This window comes from Klebsiella oxytoca NBRC 105695 (assembly GCF_001598695.1).
Classification (GTDB): domain Bacteria; phylum Pseudomonadota; class Gammaproteobacteria; order Enterobacterales; family Enterobacteriaceae; genus Klebsiella; species Klebsiella oxytoca.
In genome coordinates this window covers 518,127-540,037 of the sequence record NZ_BCZK01000001.1, presented here as the reverse complement: position 1 = coordinate 540,037, position 21,911 = coordinate 518,127, and the positions used below count along the sequence as shown (strand labels likewise).

The 21,911-nt window shown below is 59.1% G+C and carries 19 protein-coding genes; 5 read left to right on the top strand and 14 right to left on the bottom strand.

Features of this window, described 5'->3' with window-relative positions:
• Positions 1–26: 26 nt before the first annotated feature.
• The 6 genes from KO1_RS02340 to nasR form a co-directional block, all read right to left on the bottom strand.
• The gene (locus KO1_RS02340; protein WP_049594087.1) at positions 27–2,627 is read right to left on the bottom strand and encodes a nitrate reductase; all 2,601 of its coding nucleotides are present in this window, start codon (positions 2,625–2,627) and stop codon (positions 27–29) included.
• Complete coding sequence (gene nirB, locus KO1_RS02335; protein ID WP_073971790.1) at positions 2,627–6,697, bottom strand: nitrite reductase large subunit NirB; 4,071 nt, start codon at positions 6,695–6,697, stop codon at positions 2,627–2,629. The genes KO1_RS02340 and nirB overlap by 1 nt, the downstream gene beginning before the upstream one ends.
• A 9-nt stretch (positions 6,698–6,706) precedes the next feature.
• Positions 6,707–7,495, bottom strand: a complete 789-nt coding sequence (locus KO1_RS02330; RefSeq protein ID WP_016808835.1) for an ABC transporter ATP-binding protein — start codon at positions 7,493–7,495, stop codon at positions 6,707–6,709.
• Between the two features lie 10 nt (positions 7,496–7,505).
• Positions 7,506–8,390, bottom strand: a complete 885-nt coding sequence (gene ntrB, locus KO1_RS02325; protein ID WP_024274369.1) for a nitrate ABC transporter permease — start codon at positions 8,388–8,390, stop codon at positions 7,506–7,508.
• Between the two features lies 1 nt (position 8,391).
• On the bottom strand, positions 8,392–9,648 hold the full coding sequence (locus KO1_RS02320) for a CmpA/NrtA family ABC transporter substrate-binding protein (protein WP_024274370.1): 1,257 nt from the start codon (positions 9,646–9,648) through the stop codon (positions 8,392–8,394).
• A 246-nt stretch (positions 9,649–9,894) separates the two neighbouring features.
• Entirely contained in the window at positions 9,895–11,091 is a 1,197-nt protein-coding gene (gene nasR / locus KO1_RS02315; RefSeq protein ID WP_024274371.1) for a nitrate regulatory protein NasR, read from the bottom strand.
• Between the two features lie 68 nt (positions 11,092–11,159).
• Between nasR and KO1_RS02310 the strand changes: the two genes are divergently transcribed.
• Both KO1_RS02310 and KO1_RS02305 read left to right on the top strand, forming a co-directional pair.
• Positions 11,160–11,513 carry a DsrE/DsrF/TusD sulfur relay family protein gene (locus KO1_RS02310; protein WP_004103141.1) on the top strand — a complete coding sequence of 118 codons (354 nt, stop codon included), beginning with the start codon at positions 11,160–11,162 and terminating at the stop codon, positions 11,511–11,513.
• A 238-nt stretch (positions 11,514–11,751) separates the two neighbouring features.
• Positions 11,752–11,994 carry a DUF1883 domain-containing protein gene (locus tag KO1_RS02305; protein ID WP_004103142.1) on the top strand — a complete coding sequence of 81 codons (243 nt, stop codon included), beginning with the start codon at positions 11,752–11,754 and terminating at the stop codon, positions 11,992–11,994.
• Between the two features lie 35 nt (positions 11,995–12,029).
• Here KO1_RS02305 and KO1_RS02300 read toward each other — a convergent pair whose 3' ends face one another.
• Complete coding sequence (locus KO1_RS02300) at positions 12,030–12,710, bottom strand: gamma-glutamylcyclotransferase (protein WP_004103143.1); 681 nt, start codon at positions 12,708–12,710, stop codon at positions 12,030–12,032.
• 149 nt (positions 12,711–12,859) lie between these two features.
• Positions 12,860–13,090: a putative cation transport regulator ChaB gene (gene chaB, locus KO1_RS02295; protein ID WP_004103144.1), complete on the bottom strand. Its 231-nt coding sequence runs from the start codon at positions 13,088–13,090 to the stop codon at positions 12,860–12,862.
• A 265-nt stretch (positions 13,091–13,355) separates the two neighbouring features.
• Here chaB and chaA point away from each other — a divergent pair, with 265 nt between their 5' ends.
• Complete coding sequence (gene chaA, locus KO1_RS02290; protein ID WP_004113666.1) at positions 13,356–14,456, top strand: sodium-potassium/proton antiporter ChaA; 1,101 nt, start codon at positions 13,356–13,358, stop codon at positions 14,454–14,456.
• An 88-nt stretch (positions 14,457–14,544) separates the two neighbouring features.
• Here chaA and kdsA read toward each other — a convergent pair whose 3' ends face one another.
• The 6 genes from kdsA to hemA all read right to left on the bottom strand — a co-directional run bounded on the left by kdsA (position 14,545) and on the right by hemA (position 20,071).
• Positions 14,545–15,399, bottom strand: a complete 855-nt coding sequence (kdsA, locus tag KO1_RS02285) for a 3-deoxy-8-phosphooctulonate synthase (protein ID WP_004103146.1) — start codon at positions 15,397–15,399, stop codon at positions 14,545–14,547.
• A 247-nt stretch (positions 15,400–15,646) separates the two neighbouring features.
• Positions 15,647–16,459, bottom strand: coding sequence for an invasion regulator SirB1 (gene sirB1, locus KO1_RS02280; RefSeq protein WP_004103147.1), 813 nt, complete (start codon positions 16,457–16,459; stop codon positions 15,647–15,649).
• A gap of 3 nt (positions 16,460–16,462) precedes the next feature.
• On the bottom strand, positions 16,463–16,855 hold the full coding sequence (sirB2, locus tag KO1_RS02275) for an invasion regulator SirB2 (protein WP_004103148.1): 393 nt from the start codon (positions 16,853–16,855) through the stop codon (positions 16,463–16,465).
• On the bottom strand, positions 16,842–17,690 hold the full coding sequence (gene prmC, locus KO1_RS02270) for a peptide chain release factor N(5)-glutamine methyltransferase (RefSeq protein WP_024274372.1): 849 nt from the start codon (positions 17,688–17,690) through the stop codon (positions 16,842–16,844). Before prmC ends, sirB2 begins: the two co-directional genes overlap by 14 nt.
• The gene (gene prfA / locus KO1_RS02265) at positions 17,690–18,772 is read right to left on the bottom strand and encodes a peptide chain release factor 1 (RefSeq protein ID WP_004103150.1); all 1,083 of its coding nucleotides are present in this window, start codon (positions 18,770–18,772) and stop codon (positions 17,690–17,692) included. Before prfA ends, prmC begins: the two co-directional genes overlap by 1 nt.
• 42 nt (positions 18,773–18,814) lie before the next feature.
• Entirely contained in the window at positions 18,815–20,071 is a 1,257-nt protein-coding gene (gene hemA, locus KO1_RS02260) for a glutamyl-tRNA reductase (RefSeq protein ID WP_004103152.1), read from the bottom strand.
• A gap of 273 nt (positions 20,072–20,344) precedes the next feature.
• Here hemA and lolB point away from each other — a divergent pair, with 273 nt between their 5' ends.
• Complete coding sequence (lolB, locus tag KO1_RS02255; protein WP_004103154.1) at positions 20,345–20,956, top strand: lipoprotein insertase outer membrane protein LolB; 612 nt, start codon at positions 20,345–20,347, stop codon at positions 20,954–20,956.
• Positions 20,956–21,804 carry a 4-(cytidine 5'-diphospho)-2-C-methyl-D-erythritol kinase gene (gene ispE / locus KO1_RS02250; protein WP_024274374.1) on the top strand — a complete coding sequence of 283 codons (849 nt, stop codon included), beginning with the start codon at positions 20,956–20,958 and terminating at the stop codon, positions 21,802–21,804. The genes lolB and ispE overlap by 1 nt, the downstream gene beginning before the upstream one ends.
• The last annotated feature ends 107 nt before the right edge of the window (positions 21,805–21,911 follow it).

The following is a 21,911-nucleotide window of genomic DNA, read 5'->3' as shown; positions in this document are numbered from 1 at the left end:
GCACGATTCCAGGAATATACCGAATATCAGGCCTGCGCCAGCTTCGCCGCCAGCAGCGCCTTAAGTTCCGGGATACAAGAGCCGCAGTTGGTGCCGCATTTGAGCTTTGCTCCCAGTGCGGCGGGCGTACGGCAGCCAGTGGCAATCGCTTCGTCTATCGCCCGTTCGCCCACGCTAAAGCAGCTACAGATAATGCGTCCGCGCGGTACCTCATCGCTACCCTTTCTGCCGCTCAATAATGCGTGACGCTGGGTAGCATTCGGCGGAGGGCTGCGAAACGCGGCGCTAATCCACTCGGCATCCACGCGCGGTTCGTTGACATCGCTCCACCAGCCGAGCATCAGCTCTTCCCCCTGCCACGCCAGCAGGTTCCAGATGCTACCGCCTTTGGCTGTCTGTAGTTGCCACCCTTTTCGCTGGCACCACTCAATAAGCCACTCGCGGGAGGCGATATCCCCCGCCAGCGAAAGATGAATGATTCCCTGCGCTGCCCGCCGCCGCCAGTGTAGTGAAGCGGGTAGCGGCACCGACAAGCGAGAAAAAAGCTCGCCTTTCCACGCTGGTAGCCAGGCAGCTATCGCCACTGCCGCCTGTTTACTTTCCGGCTGCCCGGAGTGCGGGTCAGTGACTGCAGACAGCAGGTTATTCACCCGTCCCTGGCGAGCAAACTGATCATTCCAGTGCATCGGCACAAACAGCGACCCGGGACGCTGGCCATTGCTGACAATCACTTTTGCTACCATCACCCCATTCGGTGAGCGCACCCGCGCCAGTTCGCCTTCCAGCAGCTGATAGCGCGTCGCGTCCGCTGGCGCGACTTCCACCACCGGCTCGTTAATATGCTGCATCAGACGCGGCACCGCGCCGGTGCGGGTCATGGTGTGCCACTGATCGCGGATCCGCCCGCTGTTGAGGATCAGTGGATAGAACGCATCGGTGGTCGCCCGGGTAGGTTGCGGCGCGACCGGCACCATCCGCAGTTTACCGTCGCGATGCCAGCCCTTATGCACACTCCAGGCTGCTTCACTGCGGCTCACCGGCCAGCGCACCGGTTCCAGCGCCTCCCACGCTTCGCGGCTGAGATCCGCCAGTCCGCCGATATCAAATGCCCGCTGGCCATCATTTTCATATCCTGAAAGCGCGGCGTGTTCGCTGAACACCTCGTGCGGGTGCTGCCAGGCAAAAGCGGAGCCGAAGCCCAGCGCCTGGGCCACGCGGGCGACGATCCACCAGTCGGCTCTGGCCTCCCCCGGTGGCGCCATGAAAGCGCGCTGGCGTGAGATCCTTCGTTCGGAGTTGGTTACCGTGCCGCTCTTCTCTCCCCACGCCAGCGCGGGAAAGCGGATATGGGCAAAGCGTCCGGTATCGGTAGCGGCGGCGATGTCGGACACGATGACCAGCGGACAGGCCGCCAGCGCTTTGCTTACCGCATGGCTGTCCGGCAGCGACACTACCGGGTTGGTGCCCATAATCCACACCGCTTTCACCTCGCCGCGGCCAATGGCGGCGAACAGATCCACCGCCGACAGCCCCGGCGTTTGCGCCAGACGTTCGGTCCCCCAGAAGCGCGCCAGACGCCGTAAATCGTCGGTTTCAAAGTTCATATGCGACGCCAGCATGGTCGCCAGTCCGCCTACCTCGCGCCCGCCCATGGCGTTAGGTTGTCCGGTCAGCGAAAAAGGCCCGCAGCCCGGACGCCCATATTTACCGCTCGCCAGGTGAACGTTAATGATAGCGTTACATTTATCGCTGCCGCTGGCGGACTGGTTAATCCCCATGGTATAGAGCGTGATGGCGCGGGGAGCGGCGATAAACTCGCTGTAGAAATCGGCGATCTGCTGTCGCGGCAGGCCGCAGAACTGCGCGACGTGGTTGATATCCCAGTCCTGCGCGATGGCCAGCGCCTGCGGCGCATCGCTAAAATCGCCGCAGATGTCGTCGCGGGCGGCAATGGCGTTCAACAGGCCGACAAACAGTCCGCCGTCGCTGCCGGGAGCCAGCGCCAGATGCCTGTCCGCAATATCGCAGGTGGCGGTCCGACGCGGATCAATGACCACCACCCGCATCTGCGGATTGTCGCGCTTCGCCTGCGCCAGCCGCTGATAGAGTACCGGATGCGCCCAGGCGGCGTTCGACCCGACCAGCACCACCAGATCGCTGTTTTCCACGTCCTCATAGCTGCACGGCACCACATCAGCGCCCAGCGCCCGTTTATAGCCGGTGACCGCTGAAGACATGCACAGCCGCGAATTAGTATCGATATTTGCCGCGCCGATAAACCCCTTCATCAGCTTATTGGCCACGTAGTAATCCTCGGTCAGCAGCTGGCCGGAGGCATAAAACGCCACCGCTTGCGGCCCGTGCTCGTCGATAATCTCCCGCAGACGCGAACCCGCCGCTGCCAGCGCCTGGGCCCAGGTCGCGCGACCGCCATCGACTTCCGGGAAGAGCAATCTTCCCGTCAGCCCGACGGTTTCGCCCAGCGCCGCCCCCTTCACGCACAGGCGGCCAAAGTTTGCCGGATGTTGTTCATCCCCGCGTACGGTAACCTGGCCGTCGGCATTCAGGCTGGCGATAATGCCGCAGCCGACCCCGCAATAGGGGCAAGTGGTCCTGGTTTCATTCATCACGAGGCCTCCGCGCGCGCCAGCAGCTGCTGGTTGCCAACCCATACTTTACCGTTCTCCACTTTTACCGGCCATGCGCGTACCGCCATTTCGCCGTCGTCGCACTGGCGGCCATCGCGCAGGCGAATACGCTGCTTATACAGAGGCGAAATCACGATCGGTTCACCGCCCGCATCGCCCAGCAGGCCGCGCGAAAGAACGTTGGCCTCGCTGCCCGGTTCAAGATTATCGAGGGCATATACCTGATCGCCAAAGCGGAACAGCGCAATCTGCCGCTCGCCGAGCCGCGCGCCAATCCCCGCCTGCTGCGGGATGGCGTCGAGATCGCAAATGGCCTGCCACGGGCGGGACGGCAGCGCCGGTTCGGCCTGCGCCGCGAACGGGGCCAGCTGCGGCTGGCCGCGCAGGGTTTGCCGCTGCACCGCTTCGTCCGGCTCATCGCTGTTCACGTAGGAGCGGAACAGCGCCAGCCGCTGCGGATCGTTAAGGGTGGTTTGCCATTCGCACTGGTAGCTCTCGACCACCCGCGCCATCTCCTGCTCCAGCTCTTCGCCGATGCCAAGGCTGTCTTCGAGGATAACCGCGCGCAGATAGTCGACGCCTCCCTCAAGATTATCCATCCAGGTACTGGTACGCTGCAGACGGTCGGCGGTACGAATATAGAACATCAGCAGCCGGTCGATACTGCGGATAAGGGTGGCTTCATCCAGATCGCTGGCGAACAGGTCGGCATGGCGCGGCTTCATACCGCCGTTGCCGCAAACGTACAGATTCCAGCCCTTCTCCGTAGCGATGACGCCAATATCCTTGCCCTGGGCCTCCGCGCATTCGCGGGTACAGCCGGAGACCGCCATTTTAATTTTGTGCGGCGCGCGCAGCCCCTTATAGCGATGTTCGAGGGTTACCGCCAGGCCGGTGGAATCCTGGACGCCATAGCGGCACCAGGTTGAACCCACGCAGGATTTCACCGTCCGCAGGGATTTGCCGTAGGCGTGGCCGGTTTCAAATCCCGCCTCGGCCAGCTCGCGCCAGATTGCCGGGAGCTGCTCCAGGCGCGCGCCGAACAGATCGATACGCTGGCCGCCGGTCACTTTACTGTACAGCTGATAGCGTTTGGCGATCTGGCCGATCGCAATCAGCCCGTCCGGCGTCACCTCTCCCGCCGCCATACGCGGTACCACCGAATAGGTGCCATCTTTCTGAATATTGGCGAAGTAGCGGTCGTTAGTGTCCTGAAGAGGCAAATGCGCCGGCTTCAGCAGATATTCATTCCAGCAGGAGGCCAGCACCGAGGCCGCCAGAGGTTTACAGATCTCACAGCCGTGACCGCGTCCATAGCGGGCAATCAGCTGTTCGAAGGTGCGAATATGGTTGACGCGTACCAGGTGATAGATCTCCTGCCGCGACCACGCAAAATGCTCGCAGATATCCTTTTTGACTTCAACGCCCTGCTCGGCAAGCTGATACTCCATCACCTGTTTTACCAGCGCGCTACAGCCGCCGCAGCCGGTCGCCGCTTTGGTGCAGCTTTTTATCGCCGCCATATCGCCCGCGCCGCCGTTCACCGCCTGGCAGATATCGCCTTTGCTGACGTTGTGACAGGAGCAAATCTGCGCGCTGTCCGGCAACGCCGCCACGCCGAGCGCTTTTGGCGCGCTGCCCTCCAGCGCCGGAAGGATCAGGCTTTCCGGGTGATTGGGTAAAGCCATACCGTTAAGCATCATCTGTAGCAGCGTGGCATAGTCGCTGGCATCCCCGACCAGCACCCCGCCGAGCAGTTTGTTGCCCTCCGCGCTGACTATAATTTTTTTGTAGATCTGCTGCGGCCCATCGGTCCACTGATAGCTCTGACAGCCCGGGGTGCGCCCCTGGGCGTCGCCGAACGAGGCGACATCAACGCCCAGCAGCTTCAGCTTAGTGCTCATATCCGCGCCGCTAAAGCAGCCTTCCTCGCCCGCCAGGGTAGCCGCTGCGGCGCGCGCCATCTGATAGCCAGGCGCCACCAGACCATAAATTTTGTTCTCCCACAGGGCACATTCGCCGATTGCCAGCACGTCCGGGTCGGAGGTACGACACTGGTTGTCGATACAAATCCCGCCGCGTTCGCCCACTTCCAGCCCGCCGCTGCGCGCCAGCCCGTCCTGCGGGCGAATACCGGCGGAGAACACCAGCATATCGGCCGCCAGCGAGCTACCGTCGGCAAAGTTCAGCTGTAGCCCCTGTTCGTTGCGAACAATCTCCGTCGTCGCCTTGCTGGTATGCACCCCGACGCCCAGTTGACTGATTTTTTCTCGCAGCATTGCCGCGCCGCCGTTGTCCAGCTGCACCGCCATCAGGTTCGGCGCAAACTCGACAACGTGAGTTTCCAGCCCCAACTGCTTCAGCGCGTTGGCCGCTTCCAGCCCGAGCAGCCCGCCGCCGATAACTACACCCCGTCGGGCGGTTGCGGCGCGGGCGGCAATCTGGTCGAGGTCGTCAAGCGTACGATAAACAAAACAGCCCTCGAGATGATGACCCGGCACCGGCGGAACAAACGGGTAAGACCCCGTCGCCAGCACCAGCTTATCCCAGTGGGTTTCGTGGCCGAAGGCATCGCGCACCACCCGCGCTTCGCGGTCGATGCTGGCGACCGATTCGCTCAGGCGCAGCTCAATACCGTGCTGAGCGAAAAAATCGCCCTCAACCAGCGACAGCGATTCTGCGCTGCGTCCGGTGAAATATTCAGTCAGATGAACCCGGTCGTAGGCGGCATAGCGTTCCTCGCAGAACACCACAATCCGATACCGTTGATGAAGGCGACGGTCGACGCATTGCTCAAGAAAATGGTGGCCGACCATACCGTGTCCGACCAGCACTAAAACAGGTTTTGTCATCATAATTTTTCCCGCAGCGCGCGGCTGCATCGTTGAAGAGGGATCGAAGAGCCACTCTGCCGGCGCCGGGGCATCCGCCCCCAGCAGAGCGGTGAGGGGCGCAGCGCTGCTGCAATCGCCCAGCAGCAGTACGCCGCGCAGCTTACCGTCGCGCAGCAGCAGGCGCCGGTAGTGGCGGTCCAGCGGGTCCCAGCTGATACAGCTTTCATCCTGTTCTGCGGCCCGCAGCTCGCCCGCGCTGAACAACTCGATACCGCTGACCTTCAGACGAGTGCCGCTATCCTGCCAGCAAAAATCTTCGCCTGGGGTAGCGCACAGGCGGGCAGCCAGCACCTCCGCCTGGCGCAGGCATGGCGCCACCAGCCCCCAGGTCCGACCGTCGATTTCACAGCACTCCCCGATGGCGCTGACGCCCGGCTGCACGGTTGCCAGCTGGCGGTCAACGAGGATTCCGCGGGCGCAGGCCAGCCCGCTGCGCTCGGCCAGCCGTTTGTTCGGCTGCACGCCGGTCGCCAGCACCACCCGCGAGGCGGCAAACGCGCGGCCGTCCTCCAGCCGCACCTGATGTGCATCAATAGCGGCGATACGGCTCTCCATCACGCAGCGAATCCCGCGATCGGCAAGCAGCATTTGCAGCTGCTCGCCGGCAAAAGCATCGATTTGCTGCTCCATCAGCCCGCTTCCGCGATGAAGTAAAGTGACACTGTCACCATAACGCCGCAGCGCCGCGGCGGCCTCTACGCCGAGTACGCCCCCGCCGATAACCACCGCCGGGCCGTCGATGGCCAGGATGCCCTCGACGTCCGCCAGAGTGCGGAAAGCAAAAACGTGCGGCTGCGTAATGCCCGGTAACGGCGGCACAAACGGTAGCGAGCCTGTGGCGAACACCAGTTCATCCCAGCTAACTACCCCTGCGGTGGTTTGCAGCGTACGGGCATGAATATCCACCGCCGTAACCGTCTCGCCGGCGCGTACCTTAACGTTATGCCGTTGATACCACGTCTCGGGCAGCAGTCTCGTCTCGCCTGCTGTTTTCTCTGCGCCCAGCACAGGCGACAGCTGAATGCGGTTATAGGCCTGGCCGGGTTCATCGCCGATAATGGTGATGCTAAACCGCTGCGCATCCCGTTCTACCAATGCCTGCGCCAGGCGCGTGGCCGCCATACCGTTACCAATAATCACCAGTTGCCGCGTCATCGCCGCCCCCTATGCCGCTTTCGGCTGTTTTTCATAGAGGAAGTGCAGGATCTGCTGACGCAGATGGTGATAACGGCTATCGTCCGCCAGCTGCACGCGATTGCGCGGGCGCGGCAGGTTAACATCGAGGATCTCCCCGACCGTCGCCGCCGGACCATTGGTCATCATCAGCACCCGGTCGGAAAGCAGCACCGCTTCATCAACATCATGGGTAATCATCACGATGGTAGTATTCAGCGACTGCTGAATCTGCATCACCGCGTCCTGTAAATGCGCCCGCGTCAGGGCATCAAGGGCACCAAAGGGTTCATCCAGCAGCAGCACTTTCGGCTTCATCGCCAGCGCCCGGGCAATGCCAACGCGCTGCTTCATACCGCCGGATATTTCTCCCGGGCGCTTGTGCAGGGCGTGCCCCATCTGGACCCGTTCGAGGTTGTGCTCAATCCACTCTTTGCGCTCGCCTTTGCTCATGCTGCGGCGGAAGACCTGATCCACCGCCAGCGCAACGTTATCGAAGCAGGTCAGCCACGGCAGCAGAGAGTGGTTCTGAAACACCACCGCGCGTTCCGGGCCCGGCCCGGCGATTTCACGGTTATCACACAGCAGGCCGCCCTCCGTCGGCAAGGTAATCCCGGCAATCAGATTCAGCAGAGTTGACTTACCGCACCCTGAGTGACCAATCAGGCTGATGGTCTCCCCCTCGTAAATATCGAATGAGACATTCTGCAGTGCGAGGAATTCGCCGCTGGTGGTATTGAAACGCTGGCTGACGCCCTGGACCTGAATGAGTGGTTTCATCTGCGACTCCTTATTTATCCTGCCAGCTAAAACGACGGGCGAGCAGCATCAGCCCCTGTTCCAGCAGCAACCCGACCACGCCGATAATGACGATGGCAATGATGATGTTTTCAACGTTGAGGTTGTTCCACTCGTTCCAGATCCAGAAGCCGATCCCTAAGCCGCCGGTGAGCATTTCGGCGGCGACGATCACCAGCCAGGCGATACCAATCGAGAGACGAACCCCGGTCAGCACCGCGGGTAAGACCGCCGGAAAGAGGATCTTGCGCATCACCGTCCACTCGGAAAGCTGCAGCACGCGGGCCACGTTGAGGTAGTCCTCAGGAATACGCCGCACGCCCTCGGCGGTGTTAATAACCATCGGCCAGATCGAGCAGATAAAAATGGTCCAGCTCGAGGCCGGTTCCGCCTTCTGGAACAGCAGCAGGCCAATAGGCAGCCAGGCCAGCGGGCTGACCGGGCGCAGCAGCGCAATCAACGGGTTAAACATCCGGGCGAAGAATGGCGAACGACCGATCAGAAAGCCCAGAGGAATGCCCGCCAGCGCGGCAAGGCCAAACCCCACCGCCACGCGCTGCAGCGACGCCAGCACGTTCCAGCCGATCCCCATATCGTTCGGCCCGTCCTGATAAAACGGATCGGCAAAAAGGGTCAACGCGGAATCCAGCGTGCTGAGCGGCGTCGGGAAACCTTTGCTGTTTATTGCTGCCAGCTGCCAGCCCAACAGCAGCAATCCCAGCCCGAGCAGCGGCGGCAGCAGACGTTGGGTAGCATCGCGCAGCCAGCGGCTGAACGGAGGCGTGGTTTTGCGAACCTGCAGCGGAGCCAGGGTGATCACTTCGCCGGGCGCCTTTCCAGCGCTGGCCTGCGGTTGAGTTTTATATGCGTGTTTCATCTCATGCCCCTTTACGTTGAATCGCGAAACTGCTGGCATAGCCTTCCGGGTCGGCCCCATTCCAGACCTTGCCGTCGAGCAATGTGCTGCTGCGCATCGGCTGCTTCGGCGCGCCGATCCCGCCGACAGCCAGCGCCGCCTCTTTCCAGACGTCAATGCGATTAATGCGCTGCGCCACCGCCTGATAATCCGGCGACGCCTTCAACAATCCCCAGCGGCGGAACTGGGTCAAAAACCACATGCCGTCCGAGAGCCATGGAAAGCTCACCTCCCCCTGTTCGTAGAAGCGCATCGGGTGCGCATCCTGCCAGCGGCGACCGATACCATTGTCGTATGCGCCGAGCATGCGCCCGGTGAGGTACTGCTCTTTCGTGTTCAGCCACGCGCGTCTGGTGAGTATCCGCGCCGTTTCGCGAGTATTCTCCACGGAAGCATCAATCCAGCGTTGGGCCTCCATCAGCGCCGCCACCAACGCCCGAGCCGTATTCGGGTTACGCTCAACCCATTCGCTGCGGGTGCCGAGAATTTTTTCCGGATGTTCCGGCCAGATATCCTGAGAAGTGGCGACGGTGAAGCCGATGCGATCGTTAATGGCGCGCGCGTTCCACGGCTCGCCGACACAAAAACCGCTCATATTGCCGATACGCATGTTCATCACCATCTGCGGCGGCGGCACAACGACGGTGCGGATATCGTCGAAAGGGTTAATTCCACCGCTCGCCAGCCAGTAATAGAGCCACATCGCGTGGGTGCCGGTTGGAAAGGTATGGGCGAAGGTGTAGCTGCCCGGCGCCTGCTGGTCGATCCGTTTTTTCAGTCCGCCCAGGTCGGTGACGCCCTTCTCCTGCAGCTCGCTGGAGAGCGTAATCGCCTGCCCGTTGCGGTTAAGAGTCATCAGATTGGCCATCGCCTGGGGTTTACTGGCGATCCCCAGCTCAAGGCCGTAGAGCATGCCGTACAGAATGTGCGCGGCGTCCAGCTCTCCGGCAACCAGCTTGTCGCGCACTGCCGCCCAGCTGGCCTCCTTGCTCGGGACGAGGGTGATGCCGTACTTTTTATCGAATCCCTTTAGGGAAGCGATGGCTAAGGGGGCACAGTCGGTCAGCGGAATAAAACCCACCCGCACGGTGGTCTGTTCCGGCTTATCCGTCCCCGCCGCCCATGCCGCCTGCATCATGCCGGGCAGCAGCATCGCGCCGCCTAGCGCCGCCCCCGTCTGTAATAAACGCCGTCGTGAAATTGAAAACGTATCGCCCATATCTGCTCCAGAAACGCGCAAAAAAAAGCGCCCGGCGGTGCTTACGCACCGCAGGACGCCTTTATCCATGGACATACGCACCGCCATTGGCCCGCTGCCCAAAACCTTATTCACTCATTTTTTCTAATGCAAAGCAGATGCCAGATTTGCAGAAGGCCATATTGTGCGCTTTTGCTTAGCCAGCGGCCTTGCTATACGCAAAACGCTGCACCGTCGGCTGGCAATAAATGCTCGCTAATCGTGCAACTACTCCTTTGGGGTTGTCTGCCAGAGTGATTTTACCGTTAGCAGCGCACGGGCTATCTCCACCATCCGCTGGTTCTTATCCATCGCCATTTTTCGCAGCGTCTGCCAGGCCTGTTCCTCCGGCATCCCCTGATGGGTCATCAGCACGCTTTTCGCCTTCTCAATCAGTTTGCGCTCTTCAAGGGCTTCCTTTAACGATGCAAGCTGGCAGGAGAGTTGCTGAAGCTCAAGGGCCTGCTGGCGTACCAGCGGCAGCAGCTGTTTGTACAGCCGCAGGGCGATACTGTCCTCAGCCTCATCCCAGTTTGCGGGCGGCAACTGCATGCTCTGCTCTTCGCCTTCCAGCAGGGCGGCGGTGGCGTTGAGCAGGTCGACGATTAGCCGCTCTTCCACGCCACGGAGCTGCTCAAGGCGCTGGGTCTGTGCGCAAAACCAGCGGAGCGCCGTTTCTCCCTCGTCTACTGGAGGCTGGCGGGTACAGGCAACCCGCCGCAGCTGTTCAATCTCCAGGCTGGCCAGGCACTGGCTGGCAAACAGAGTGGTGAGGGGCGGATAGCTTAAGGCCTGAAAACTATCGAAACAGGGCTGCTGACCATCAATGCGGTCCACCAGTTGCTGACGCAGTTCATCGCTGAACTGCCCGCGGGCAAAGCCTAGCGCGCCCAGCGCACGTTCCTGTCCGGCCAGCTCTTTTCCCTGCATAAAGCTATAGAGCGCTACCATACGTCCAGCGATTTGCGGGTCGTCGATACTGTCATTGAGCTGCGGAACAATATTCAACAGATGGCGAATAATACGACTAAACTGCCCGGTCGCCTCTTCGGCAGGAATGTTCCGGGCGCGCACGCGTTGGCGCAGCGCCGCAAGCTGCGTCAAATACCACGCCGCGCAGGCAATGCGCCAGCAGAGCGCGCTGCTGGCGGCATCACGGGCGGGTTCCAGCGCGGCGTTGAAACGTGTGAATTGCTCATCGACCAGCGCCGCTGCCGCCCGGCACTCCGCCGAGTACAGTCTGCCGCCCGAGCACAGCCAGATATTCGACGCGCCGCGTTCGCACTGCAGCATATGCACCAGCGAACTTATCTCTCCTGCCAGCGACCCCAGCTGCGACAGCTGACGTAGCTGCTGTTTCTGGCGTCGCCGCGCGCGCACAAACCAGTCGACCACCTCAGGCCTATTGCCAGCCGTATTATTCATACCCCTCTCCCGGGTTAACGCTTTATACTTCAGCCAAGCAATAACCGTGCCTTATAGAAGGAGTCCTTATGCAACGTATTGTGATTATCGCTAACGGTGCCGCCTACGGCAGCGAATCTCTGTTCAACAGCCTGCGTCTGGCGATCGCCCTGCGCGAGCAGCAGTCCGACCTTGAACTCAAACTGTTTTTAATGTCCGATGCGGTCACCGCCGGCCTGCGCGGGCAGAAGCCAGCGGAAGGCTACAATATTCAGCAGATGCTGGAGATCCTCACCGCGCAAAATGTGCCGGTGAAGCTGTGTAAAACCTGTACCGATGGCCGGGGGATCAGCGCGCTGCCGCTGATTGATGGCGTGGAGATTGGCACCCTCGTTGAGCTGGCGCAGTGGACGCTGGCGGCGGATAAAGTCCTGACCTTCTAAAAATCCCCGCGCTCACGGGATTAAATATTAAGCTGGCGGCGTTTACTAATCGAAAACAATGCCAGCTGAAAGCTTTCAGGCACAACGTCATTTTTGTTTAATCTTTATTCTTTTTTTTGATCAAAATCAGCATCCGCATCCCTCCCCTTTGGTGTTATGCACAGAGCAAAGTGTGAACAATATCACGCGGGTTAATGGGCTGGCAGGATGCTGTAGACAGAAACGGGGTTAAGATTAAATGGCAATGGTAAAAGCAAGTTTGACGTTGTTTGGCGGTGACACATTGGTGGTGCGTTGTTCTGAACGCTGCCATATTCACCTGATGAGTGCCAAAGTGCCTGGCGATAGTCACGCTGATGTTCTGAGCGTACAGGACAGAGATAGCGCGTATCTGACCGTGCCTTACAGCGGCACCTGGAACGTTCTCATCGACAGCCACAGCCAGTCGCTGGAACACTCTATCAGCTACGTTCCCGCCTGATAGCAAACGCCCGGGTCTCCCCGGGCGATTCATTCTTACGCCAGCCCCGGCTGGCTATTCTCCCCAAGCAGATGACGTACCTTACCGACTAAATCGTCGAGGCAAGCGTCGTGCATGCCGAGTTTGCGCAACTCCTGATCGAGCGCGAACAGATACTGAGCGTTGGTACCAAGCGGCCCGCTGGCGCGCGCTATCAGCGGCGCAATCACCTGCGCGCTGGTGTCCGCCTCAAACAGCGGATGTCGCGGGTCCATAATAAAGACCAGCGCATTGACGGTGCGACCATCGTCAAGCTCCAGCTTACACCAGGTCGGCAGGTAGCAGCCGGTGATCATCTCCCGCTTCCACAGCAGCGTCAGCTCTTCTTCCAGCGATTCATCGGGCAGGCGGTAGGCGACGCCGGTCGTGCGCCCACCTTCTTTCAGCGCCAGCATGCGGCCCGGCTGCATGGCGCTACCGCGCCCGGCGGTGAGCCGCAAACAGAACGCGCGGTGCCAGCCCGGTAGCGTACCGGTACAGGATTCGCGATATTCCAGCGCCGGATTCCACATTAGCGAACCGTAACCAAAGATCCACACCGAGCCGTCATCCGGACGACAGGCCAGGGTCGCCGCCAAAGAGGCGGCCCGTTGTTCTGCCGACCAGAGAAGCGATTCCTCAATAGCGCCAAACGCCGTTTTACAATCTGCATTCAGTAAGAAATCACGAGTTAACACTGTCTACTACCTCCGCCACTGCCCGCTTCCGGCGATTATCTGGTGCCATCCGTGAAGTATTGCCGAATTATTATCCAGCTTTATTCGACAATAAGCAATGAACGGGCCGCGGGCAAGCGGACAGTCAGCGGAGGCCGCGGCAAAAGGTATTATTTCTTCTTATGCCACTTATCATCCTCACCTTTTTGATATTCATTTTTCACCGCTGCCCAGGCCACTTTATGCGCCGTCTCTTCGCGGCTGGCGTCATCACGCCGGTCCTCTTTATGTTTATACTGCTCCCAGGCGCTATTAAAGGCTTCTTTGTAAATCTCCTGGGCGTGGGCGGGCAGTACGTGCTGAACGCTGTCGGGCAATTCACTTTTGTTGCTATAGGGCATGGCAACCTCCGGTTTAAGGGTGAATAGTGAGTCTGGTAGAGGATCAACCGGCTGGCAAGGCGACAGATAAATGAGAAAGATGTTTTAGTAATTATCTGAATAATAAATACAAAAAAATAGTAACCGCAGTTTATGGCAATCTATCACTTTTACAGGACTATAGTGGTAAATTTAAGTAAAAAAACAAATTAGTTTAATCAATGTCTGTTATTTTATTAACTTACGATATCTATAATTATAACACCTGCATAGCTGGAGATAATTCATGACCGATGCACATGAGGCGGTAAAAACCCGCCACAAGGAGACCTCCCTCGCCTTTCCGGTTCTGGCGCTGGCGGTGCTGTTCTTCTGGGGAAGCAGCCAGTCACTGCCAGTGGTCGTTGCGATTAATATTCTGGCGCTGGTCGGCATACTAAGCAGCGCCTTTAGCGTCGTCCGCCACGCCGACGTGCTGGCCCACCGCCTTGGCGAACCTTACGGATCGTTAATTTTAAGCCTCTCAGTGGTGATTCTTGAAGTCAGCCTGATTTCCGCATTAATGGCTACCGGCGACGCAGCGCCGACTCTGATGCGCGATACGCTTTATTCGATCATTATGATTGTTACCGGCGGGCTTGTCGGTTTCTCTTTACTGCTGGGCGGGCGCAAATTCGCCACCCAGTATATGAATCTGTTCGGGATTAAACAGTACCTTATCGCCCTCTTTCCGCTGGCGATAATCGTTCTGGTCTTCCCGATGGCGCTGCCCGGGGCCAACTTTACCACCGGCCAGGCGCTGCTGGTGGCGCTGATCTCCGCCGCTATGTACGGCGTCTTCTTGCTGATTCAAACGAAAACGCACCAGAGCCTGTTTGTTTACGAACATGAGGATGACGGCGACGACGATGACCCGCATCACGGCAAACCGTCGGCGCACAGCAGCAAGTGGCACACCGCCTGGCTGCTGATACATCTGGTTGCGGTTATTGCGGTCACTAAAATGAATGCCAATCCGCTGGAGACGCTGTTGACCAGCATGAACGCTCCCGTTGCCTTTACCGGCTTCCTGGTGGCGCTGCTGATCCTCTCCCCGGAGGGCCTTGGCGCGCTGAAGGCCGTATTAAACAATCAGGTCCAGCGGGCGATGAACCTGTTTTTCGGTTCCGTGCTGGCCACCATTTCCCTGACCGTACCAGTAGTGACGCTTATCGCCTTCCTCACCGGTAACGAACTGCGTTTTGGCCTTGGCGCCCCGGAGATGGTCGTGATGGTCGCCTCGCTGCTGCTGTGCCAGATATCGTTCTCTACCGGACGCACCAATGTGCTGAACGGTGCGGCGCATCTGGCGCTGTTCGCTGCCTACCTGATGACCATTTTTGCCTGAGCCTCCCCCGGCGGCGTCATGCCGTTCGGGGAGATCAAAAAAGCCTGCCGGTTGTAAAACCGGCAGGCTTTTGTCGTTTCAGCGGCGATTACTTGCTGGTATCGAGCTCATCAAAGCTTTTAACGAGATCGTCGATGGCTTTCATCTGCTTGAGGAACGGCTCCAGTTTATCCAGCGGCAGCGCGGAAGGACCGTCGCATTTCGCGTGCTCCGGATCCGGATGCGCTTCAATAAACAGGCCCGCGATCCCAACCGCCATCCCGGCGCGCGCCAGTTCGGCAACCTGAGCGCGACGGCCGCCGGAGGCCGCGCCAAACGGGTCGCGGCACTGCAGGGCGTGGGTAACGTCGAAGATAACCGGTGAGTTATTGGAGGCTTTTTTCATCACCCCAAAGCCCAGCATATCGACGACCAGGTTGTCGTAGCCGAAGTTTGCGCCGCGATCGCAAAGGATCACTTTGTCGTTGCCGCCTTCGATAAACTTATCGACGATATTGCCCATCTGGCCCGGACTCACGAACTGCGGTTTTTTCACGTTGATAACCGCGCCGGTTTTCGCCATCGCTTCAACCAGATCGGTCTGACGGGCGAGGAACGCTGGCAGCTGAATAACATCCACCACGTCAGCGACCGGCTGCGCCTGGCTGGCTTCGTGAACGTCGGTGATTATTTTCACGCCGAAAGTCTGTTTCAACTCCTGGAAAATCTTCATCCCTTCTTCCAGACCCGGCCCGCGATAGGAGTGGATGGAAGAACGGTTAGCTTTATCAAAAGAGGCTTTGAACACGTAAGGAATGCCCAGCTTCTGCGTAACGGTCACGTAGTGTTCGCAGATACGCATCGCAAGATCGCGGGACTCCAGCACGTTCATGCCGCCAAACAGCACGAATGGCAGGTCGTTTGCTACGTTGATATCACCAATGCTAACCACTTTTTGTTTCATAAGTTCGCCTTATCAGGGTGTAACCGGAATGGTTTCAGACTAAAGCCTATCCAATCAGGACTATTTTACTTGCCATTTTGGACCTGGGCAGTGCTCGACAAAATACGAAAGTATTTTGAACGCCCTTCAGGGCGGCCCGGAGGGCGAGCGTCGCGAGTCAATCCTCACGTACTACGTGTACGCTCCGGTTTCTGCGCGCTGTCCGTGTCCAAACTGGCTGCGCCAGGAACGCCTGCTGGGATTGGCTTTAATGCAATGTAATTTGTTTGTGCGAAATGGTGTTGATCTGCGCGCGGATCATCTCGCTGATGGGATCCTCCGGGCACTGTTCAACGAAGTAATTAAGGTCCTGCAGCGCCACGTGATCGCAATCCAGCTGGGCGTATATCAGCCCCCGGTCGCGAATTTCGTACGGGTCTTCCGGATTGAACTGCAGCAGCGCTTCGCTGGTCCGTAGCGCCAGCTCCATCTGCCGCTCTTCCATCAGCGCCGATTTAAGGGTATCGAGCAGCTTGCGGATCACCTCCGCGTTATCCGCTTCATCAAGGTCTTCGTTAAACAGCTCGGCAACCGGGCTAATATTGCCCTTCAGCCACACTTCCAGCGTATGCTCGTTGAGCGTTTCGCCGTTAAACGGATTAATGAGCCACATCTCCTCGCTCTCTTCAGGGTCGGCGCGAAGCAGCATCTGGGTCGGGAAAATCACCGGCACCACCGGTAGCGCCAGACGCTGAGCAATCCACAGCAGGATCGCGCCTAACGACACCGCGCTACCCTGGCGATTATTCAACACTTTATCAAGCCATAGCACGTCGGACAGACGGTATACGCCGCGCGAATCGCTAAAGCCCCAGTCATTGTAGAAAAGCTCCAGCAAACGCTCTATCTGGCGCTCCTGGTCCCACGAGGAGGCAATCTCCTCACGCGCCAGGGCCAGCAGCCGCTCCAGCTCATCCTGCACATAGTGCGTCGGAAAATCGTCGCGGATTAATTCAGAAATGAGGACCATGCCGTCACATAACGGCGCTTTATTAAATTCGAAATCAGCTAACGACCTCATGCCTTACCCCAGTAACGGTGTTCTTGTGATGGCGAGTTGAATAATGATAAACAACACCACCAGGGCCAGCAGAAAGGCGACAAACCGGCTCTGCTGACTGCGCGGACGACGACGGCCCAGCGCGATAAATCCCAATGCGATATAAATGATAACGCCAAACAGCTTCTCAGTCAGCCATGTACCCTCTTCGGTAAACGGCAGATAGTGCGTTATTGCCATTAATCCGGCGCCGCTGAGAAACAGCAGCGTATCGCTGCAGTGCGGCGCGATGCGAACCCAGCGCTGGTCGAGCCGGCGATTGCCGCTCCAGTGCCACCAGTAGCGCAGGACAAACAGGCTGACCGAGACCACCACGCAGGCGATATGCAGATACAGGACAGCGTTAAACAGATTCATACGCCTCCTGATATTGCCCGAGCGTCAGACGCTCGTTGTCGCCGTAGTCGCGGCAGGTAGCAATATTGCCATAACCCGCCTCGCGAAAGATTGCGCGCACCGCTTCCCCCTGCTTCCAGCCGTGTTCCAGCAGCATCAAACCGCCGGGAGTCAGGAAGCGGCGGCCTTCGCGAATGATGTAAGCCAGATCGGCGAGGCCGCCATCGGCGGCGACCAGCGCCGTTTTTGGCTCAAAGCGCACATCGCCCTGTGCAAGATGCGGGTCGGTTTCATCAATATAGGGTGGATTACTGACGATGATGTCGAACGGCTGTGCGCCGAGCGCGCTATACCAGTGGCTTTGCAGCACGGTAACGTTCTTGATGGCGAGGTGCTCAACGTTACGCGCCGCCAGCGCAACCGCATCGGGCATAAAGTCAACGGCGGTGACGTGGCAATCGGGGCGTTCGCTGGCCAGCGCCAGAGCGATAGCGCCGGTGCCGGTACCGAGATCGAGAATGCGGCACGGCTTGCCGGGTAACCGCATCAGCGTCTGCTCAACAAGGCATTCGGTATCCGGACGGGGGATCAGCGTGGCCGGAGAAACGAACAGCGGCAGCGACCAGAATTCGCGCTGGCCCACCAGGTGAGCCACCGGCTCGCCCCGTGCGCGACGGCTCAGCAGCGTTTCCAGCTCGACGGCCTGCTCCGCCGTCAGCGCCGTTTCGCCAAAGGCGAGAATATAGGTCCGCGCTTTGCCGGTCACGTGACCCAGCAGGATTTCGGCATCCCGGCGCGGGCTTTCACTTTGGCTCAGACGAGCGATGGCCTGCGTCAGCCACTGCTGAAAAGTCATCATTCCTGCTCGGAAAGGGCTGCCAGCTGATCGGCCTGATACTCCTGAACGATCGGCTCAATCAGCATATCCAGCTTGCCTTCCATCGCTTCATCCAGACGGTAAAGCGTCAGGTTGATGCGGTGATCGGTCACGCGGCCCTGCGGATAGTTATAGGTACGGTTACGATCGCTGCGATCGCCGCTGCCCAGCAGGTTACGGCGCTCGGAGGCTTCCGCCTGCTGGCGTCTGGAGACTTCCGCGGCGCGGATACGCGCGCCAAGTACCGATAGCGCTTTGGCTTTGTTTTTATGCTGGGAACGCTCATCCTGGCATTCGACGACAATGCCGGTCGGCAGGTGGGTAATACGAATTGCCGAGTCGGTGGTGTTAACGTGCTGACCGCCCGCGCCGGAGGAGCGGAAGGTATCGATGCGCAGGTCGCTCGGGTTGATATCCGGCATTTCGGCTTCCGGGAGCTCCGGCATCACCGCCACGGTGCAGGCGGAGGTGTGGATACGCCCCTGGGATTCGGTGGCCGGGACGCGCTGAACGCGATGGCCGCCGGATTCGAACTTCAGTCGTCCATAGACGCCGTCGCCGCTGATTTTGGCAATCACCTCTTTGAAGCCGCCGTGCTCGCCTTCGTTGGCGCTCATGATTTCCACGCGCCAGCGGCGTGATTCCGCGTAACGGCTATACATACGGAACAGATCGCCCGCGAACAGCGCCGCTTCATCACCGCCGGTGCCGGCACGAACTTCAACAAACGCGTTACGCTCGTCGTCCGGATCTTTTGGCAACAGCAGAACCTGCAGCTGCTGCTCCATCTGCTCACCCTTTTCTTTCGCTTCGCGCAGCTCTTCCTGCGCCATTTCGCGCATCTCCGGATCGTCGAGCATCATCTGCGCGGCTTCAATATCATCCTGCAGCTGACGCCAGTCGGTATAGCAGCGCGCGACGTCGCTCAGCTGCGCGTATTCGCGCGACAACGCGCGAAATTTATCCTGATCGGCGATGGTTGCGGCATCGCCGAGGAGCGCCTGAACTTCCTCATGGCGTTCATAGAGGGCTTCCAGTTTGGCAACAATAGAAGGCTTCATAGGCGTAAATTCACCCTGTCCTAAAAAAGAGATAAAGGTGCGCTATTCCAGCCCGAGGCTGTTGCGCAGAATATGCAGGCGTTCATCATCCCCGTCACGGGCGGCCTGCTGAAGAGATTTGGTTGGCGAGTGGATCAGGCGGTTAGTGAGCTTGCGCGCCAGATCCTGCATGATTTCCTGCGCATCGCCGCCCTGATTGAGCGCTGCCAGCGCTTTCGCCGTCAGCTCCTCGCGGACCTGCTCGGCCTGGGAACGATATTCGCGGATGGTCTCGCTGGCGCTCTGGGCGCGTAGCCAGGCCATAAACTCGCTGGCTTCCTGCTCAACAATGGTTTCCGCCTGCACCGCCGCGGCTTTACGCTGCGCCAGATTGTGCTGAATGATGTTTTGCAGATCGTCCACGCTGTAAAGATAGGCGTTCGCCAGCTTGCCAACCTCCGGTTCGACATCGCGCGGAACGGCGATATCCACCAGCAGCATCGGCTGATTGCGGCGCGCCTTCAGCGCGCGCTCCACCATCCCCTTGCCGATAATCGGCAGCGGGCTGGCGGTAGAACTGATGATGATATCGGCCTCTTTCAGCCGCTCGTCGATATCGCTCAGCGCGATCACCTCCGCGCCGACTTCATCGGCCAGCGCCTGAGCGCGCTCGCGGGTGCGGTTGGCAATCACCATCTTGCGGACTTTATGTTCGCGCAGATGGCGAGCCACCAGTTCGATAGTCTCACCGGCGCCGACCAGCAGCACGGTCACGCTGGAGAGTGATTCGAAGATTTGCCGCGCCAGAGTACAGGCAGCGAACGCCACGGAGACCGCGCTGGCGCCGATATCGGTTTCGGTGCGCACCCGTTTGGCCACTGAGAACGACTTCTGGAACATGCGCTCCAGTTCACTGACGTTCAGGTGCCCACGGCTGGAATCCGCAAAGGCTTTTTTCACCTGCCCGAGGATCTGCGGTTCGCCCAGCACCAGCGAATCAAGACCGCTGGCGACGCGCATCAGGTGGCTGACCGCCTCGTTGTCCTGATGCCAGTAAAGGCTTTTACGCAGGTCCTCTTCATTTAAACCGTGGTAGTCGCACAGCCAGCGAATAAGAGCTTCCTGGAGGTTATCCTGCTCTTCGACGCTGAGATAAAGTTCCGTGCGGTTACAGGTCGACAGCACCACTCCGCCCTGCACCATTGGCTGGGCCAGCAAGCTCTCCAGCGCCTGATCGAGCGTATCCGGCGAAAACGTTACGCGTTCTCGCAGCGCTACAGGAGCTGTTTTGTGGTTAATGCCAAGAGCTAAAAGGGTCATTGTGAGGGAGTAGTACCAGCGTTGCTAAGGTTAGTCTGCAGGCATCATACAGGATGCGCGTAATCAATAAAAGAGAGGCTCCCCTTTTGGAGTAATAGCTAATCTGTAATAGCCATTAACGGTAATTTTTTGATTTCAGACAACTTGAACGTAGACGCTACCGCCCGGCAACGCTAGCATTAATGGTTATAATTGTAACCCGCTACACAAATCGGCCACCTGTTTCTCTCATCCGCCGCATTTCACTGTAGACATCAAGGATTTGTCATCATTATGAATCGACTGTTCCGCCTGTTGCCGCTGGCAAGCCTCGTTCTGACCGCCTGTGCGATTAATGCTCCGAAAGGGCCGGGTAAAAGCCCGGATTCTCCACAGTGGCGTCAGCACCAGCAAGATGTCCGCAATCTTAATCAGTTCCAGACGCGCGGCGCTTTTGCTTATCTTTCTGATGAGCAAAAAGTCTATGCCCGCTTCTTCTGGCAGCAGACGGGCCAGGACCGCTACCGCCTGCTGCTGACTAACCCGCTCGGCAGCACCGAACTGTCGTTAACCGCCCAGCCGGGCAACGTGCAGCTGATTGACAATAAAGGCCAGACTTACACGGCGACCGACGCCGAAGAGATGATTGGCCGCCTGACCGGCATGCCGATTCCGCTCAATAGCCTCCGGCAGTGGATCATTGGCCTGCCGGGCGAGGCCACCGACTACTCGCTTGATGACCAGTATCGCCTGCGCGAACTGAACTACACGCAAAACGGCAAAACCTGGCACGTCACCTGGGGCGGCTACACCTCAGACACCAAACCTTCGCTACCGGCCAATATGGAACTTAACGACGGCAGTCAGCGCATCAAGCTGAAAATGGATAACTGGATTGTGAAATGATGACCCGCTGGCCCTCTCCCGCAAAACTGAATCTGTTTTTATACATTACCGGGCAGCGCGCCGACGGTTACCACACGCTGCAGACGCTTTTTCAGTTTCTGGATTATGGCGACACGCTGACGATTGAACCGCGCGACGATGGCCAACTGCGTCTGCTAACGCCGGTTGACGGCGTACCGGATGAAGAGAATCTGATTATTCGCGCGGCCAGGCTGTTAATGCAGGCCGCAGCGCAGGACGGGAAGCTTCCTGCAGGCAGCGGCGCCGATATCAGCATTGATAAGGTGCTGCCGATGGGCGGCGGCCTCGGCGGCGGCTCGTCCAACGCGGCCACCGTACTGGTGGCGCTGAATCACTTGTGGGGCTGTAATCTTCCGGAAGATGAGCTGGCGGCGTTGGGTCTGCAGCTCGGCGCCGACGTGCCGGTGTTCGTTCGCGGCCATGCGGCCTTTGCTGAAGGCATCGGGGAAATTCTCACCCCGGCCGAACCGGAGGAAAAATGGTATCTGGTGGCGCATCCGGGGGTCAGCATTCCAACGCCGATCATTTTTCGCGATCCGGAACTTCCGCGCAATACCCCGGCCAGGTCAATTAATACGTTATTAAAATGTAAATTCGGCAATGATTGCGAGGTTATCGCAAGAAAACGTTTTCGTGAGGTTGATGCGGCGCTTTCCTGGCTGTTAGAATATGCGCCGTCGCGCCTGACTGGCACCGGTGCATGTGTATTTGCTGAATTTGACACTGAATCCGCCGCTCGTCAGGTGCTTGAAAAAGCCCCGGCATGGCTGCATGGCTTCGTGGCGCGAGGTGTTAACATCTCTCCGCTCAAGCAGGCGCTGCGCTAAGTTCTGCTTATTATAGCAAATCTGGCGAAAACGCCGGGGAAACTGAGTTACGGTGACAACGTCACCCTGTTCCAGACGTTGCATCGGGCTCTTTAAATACACCGCCT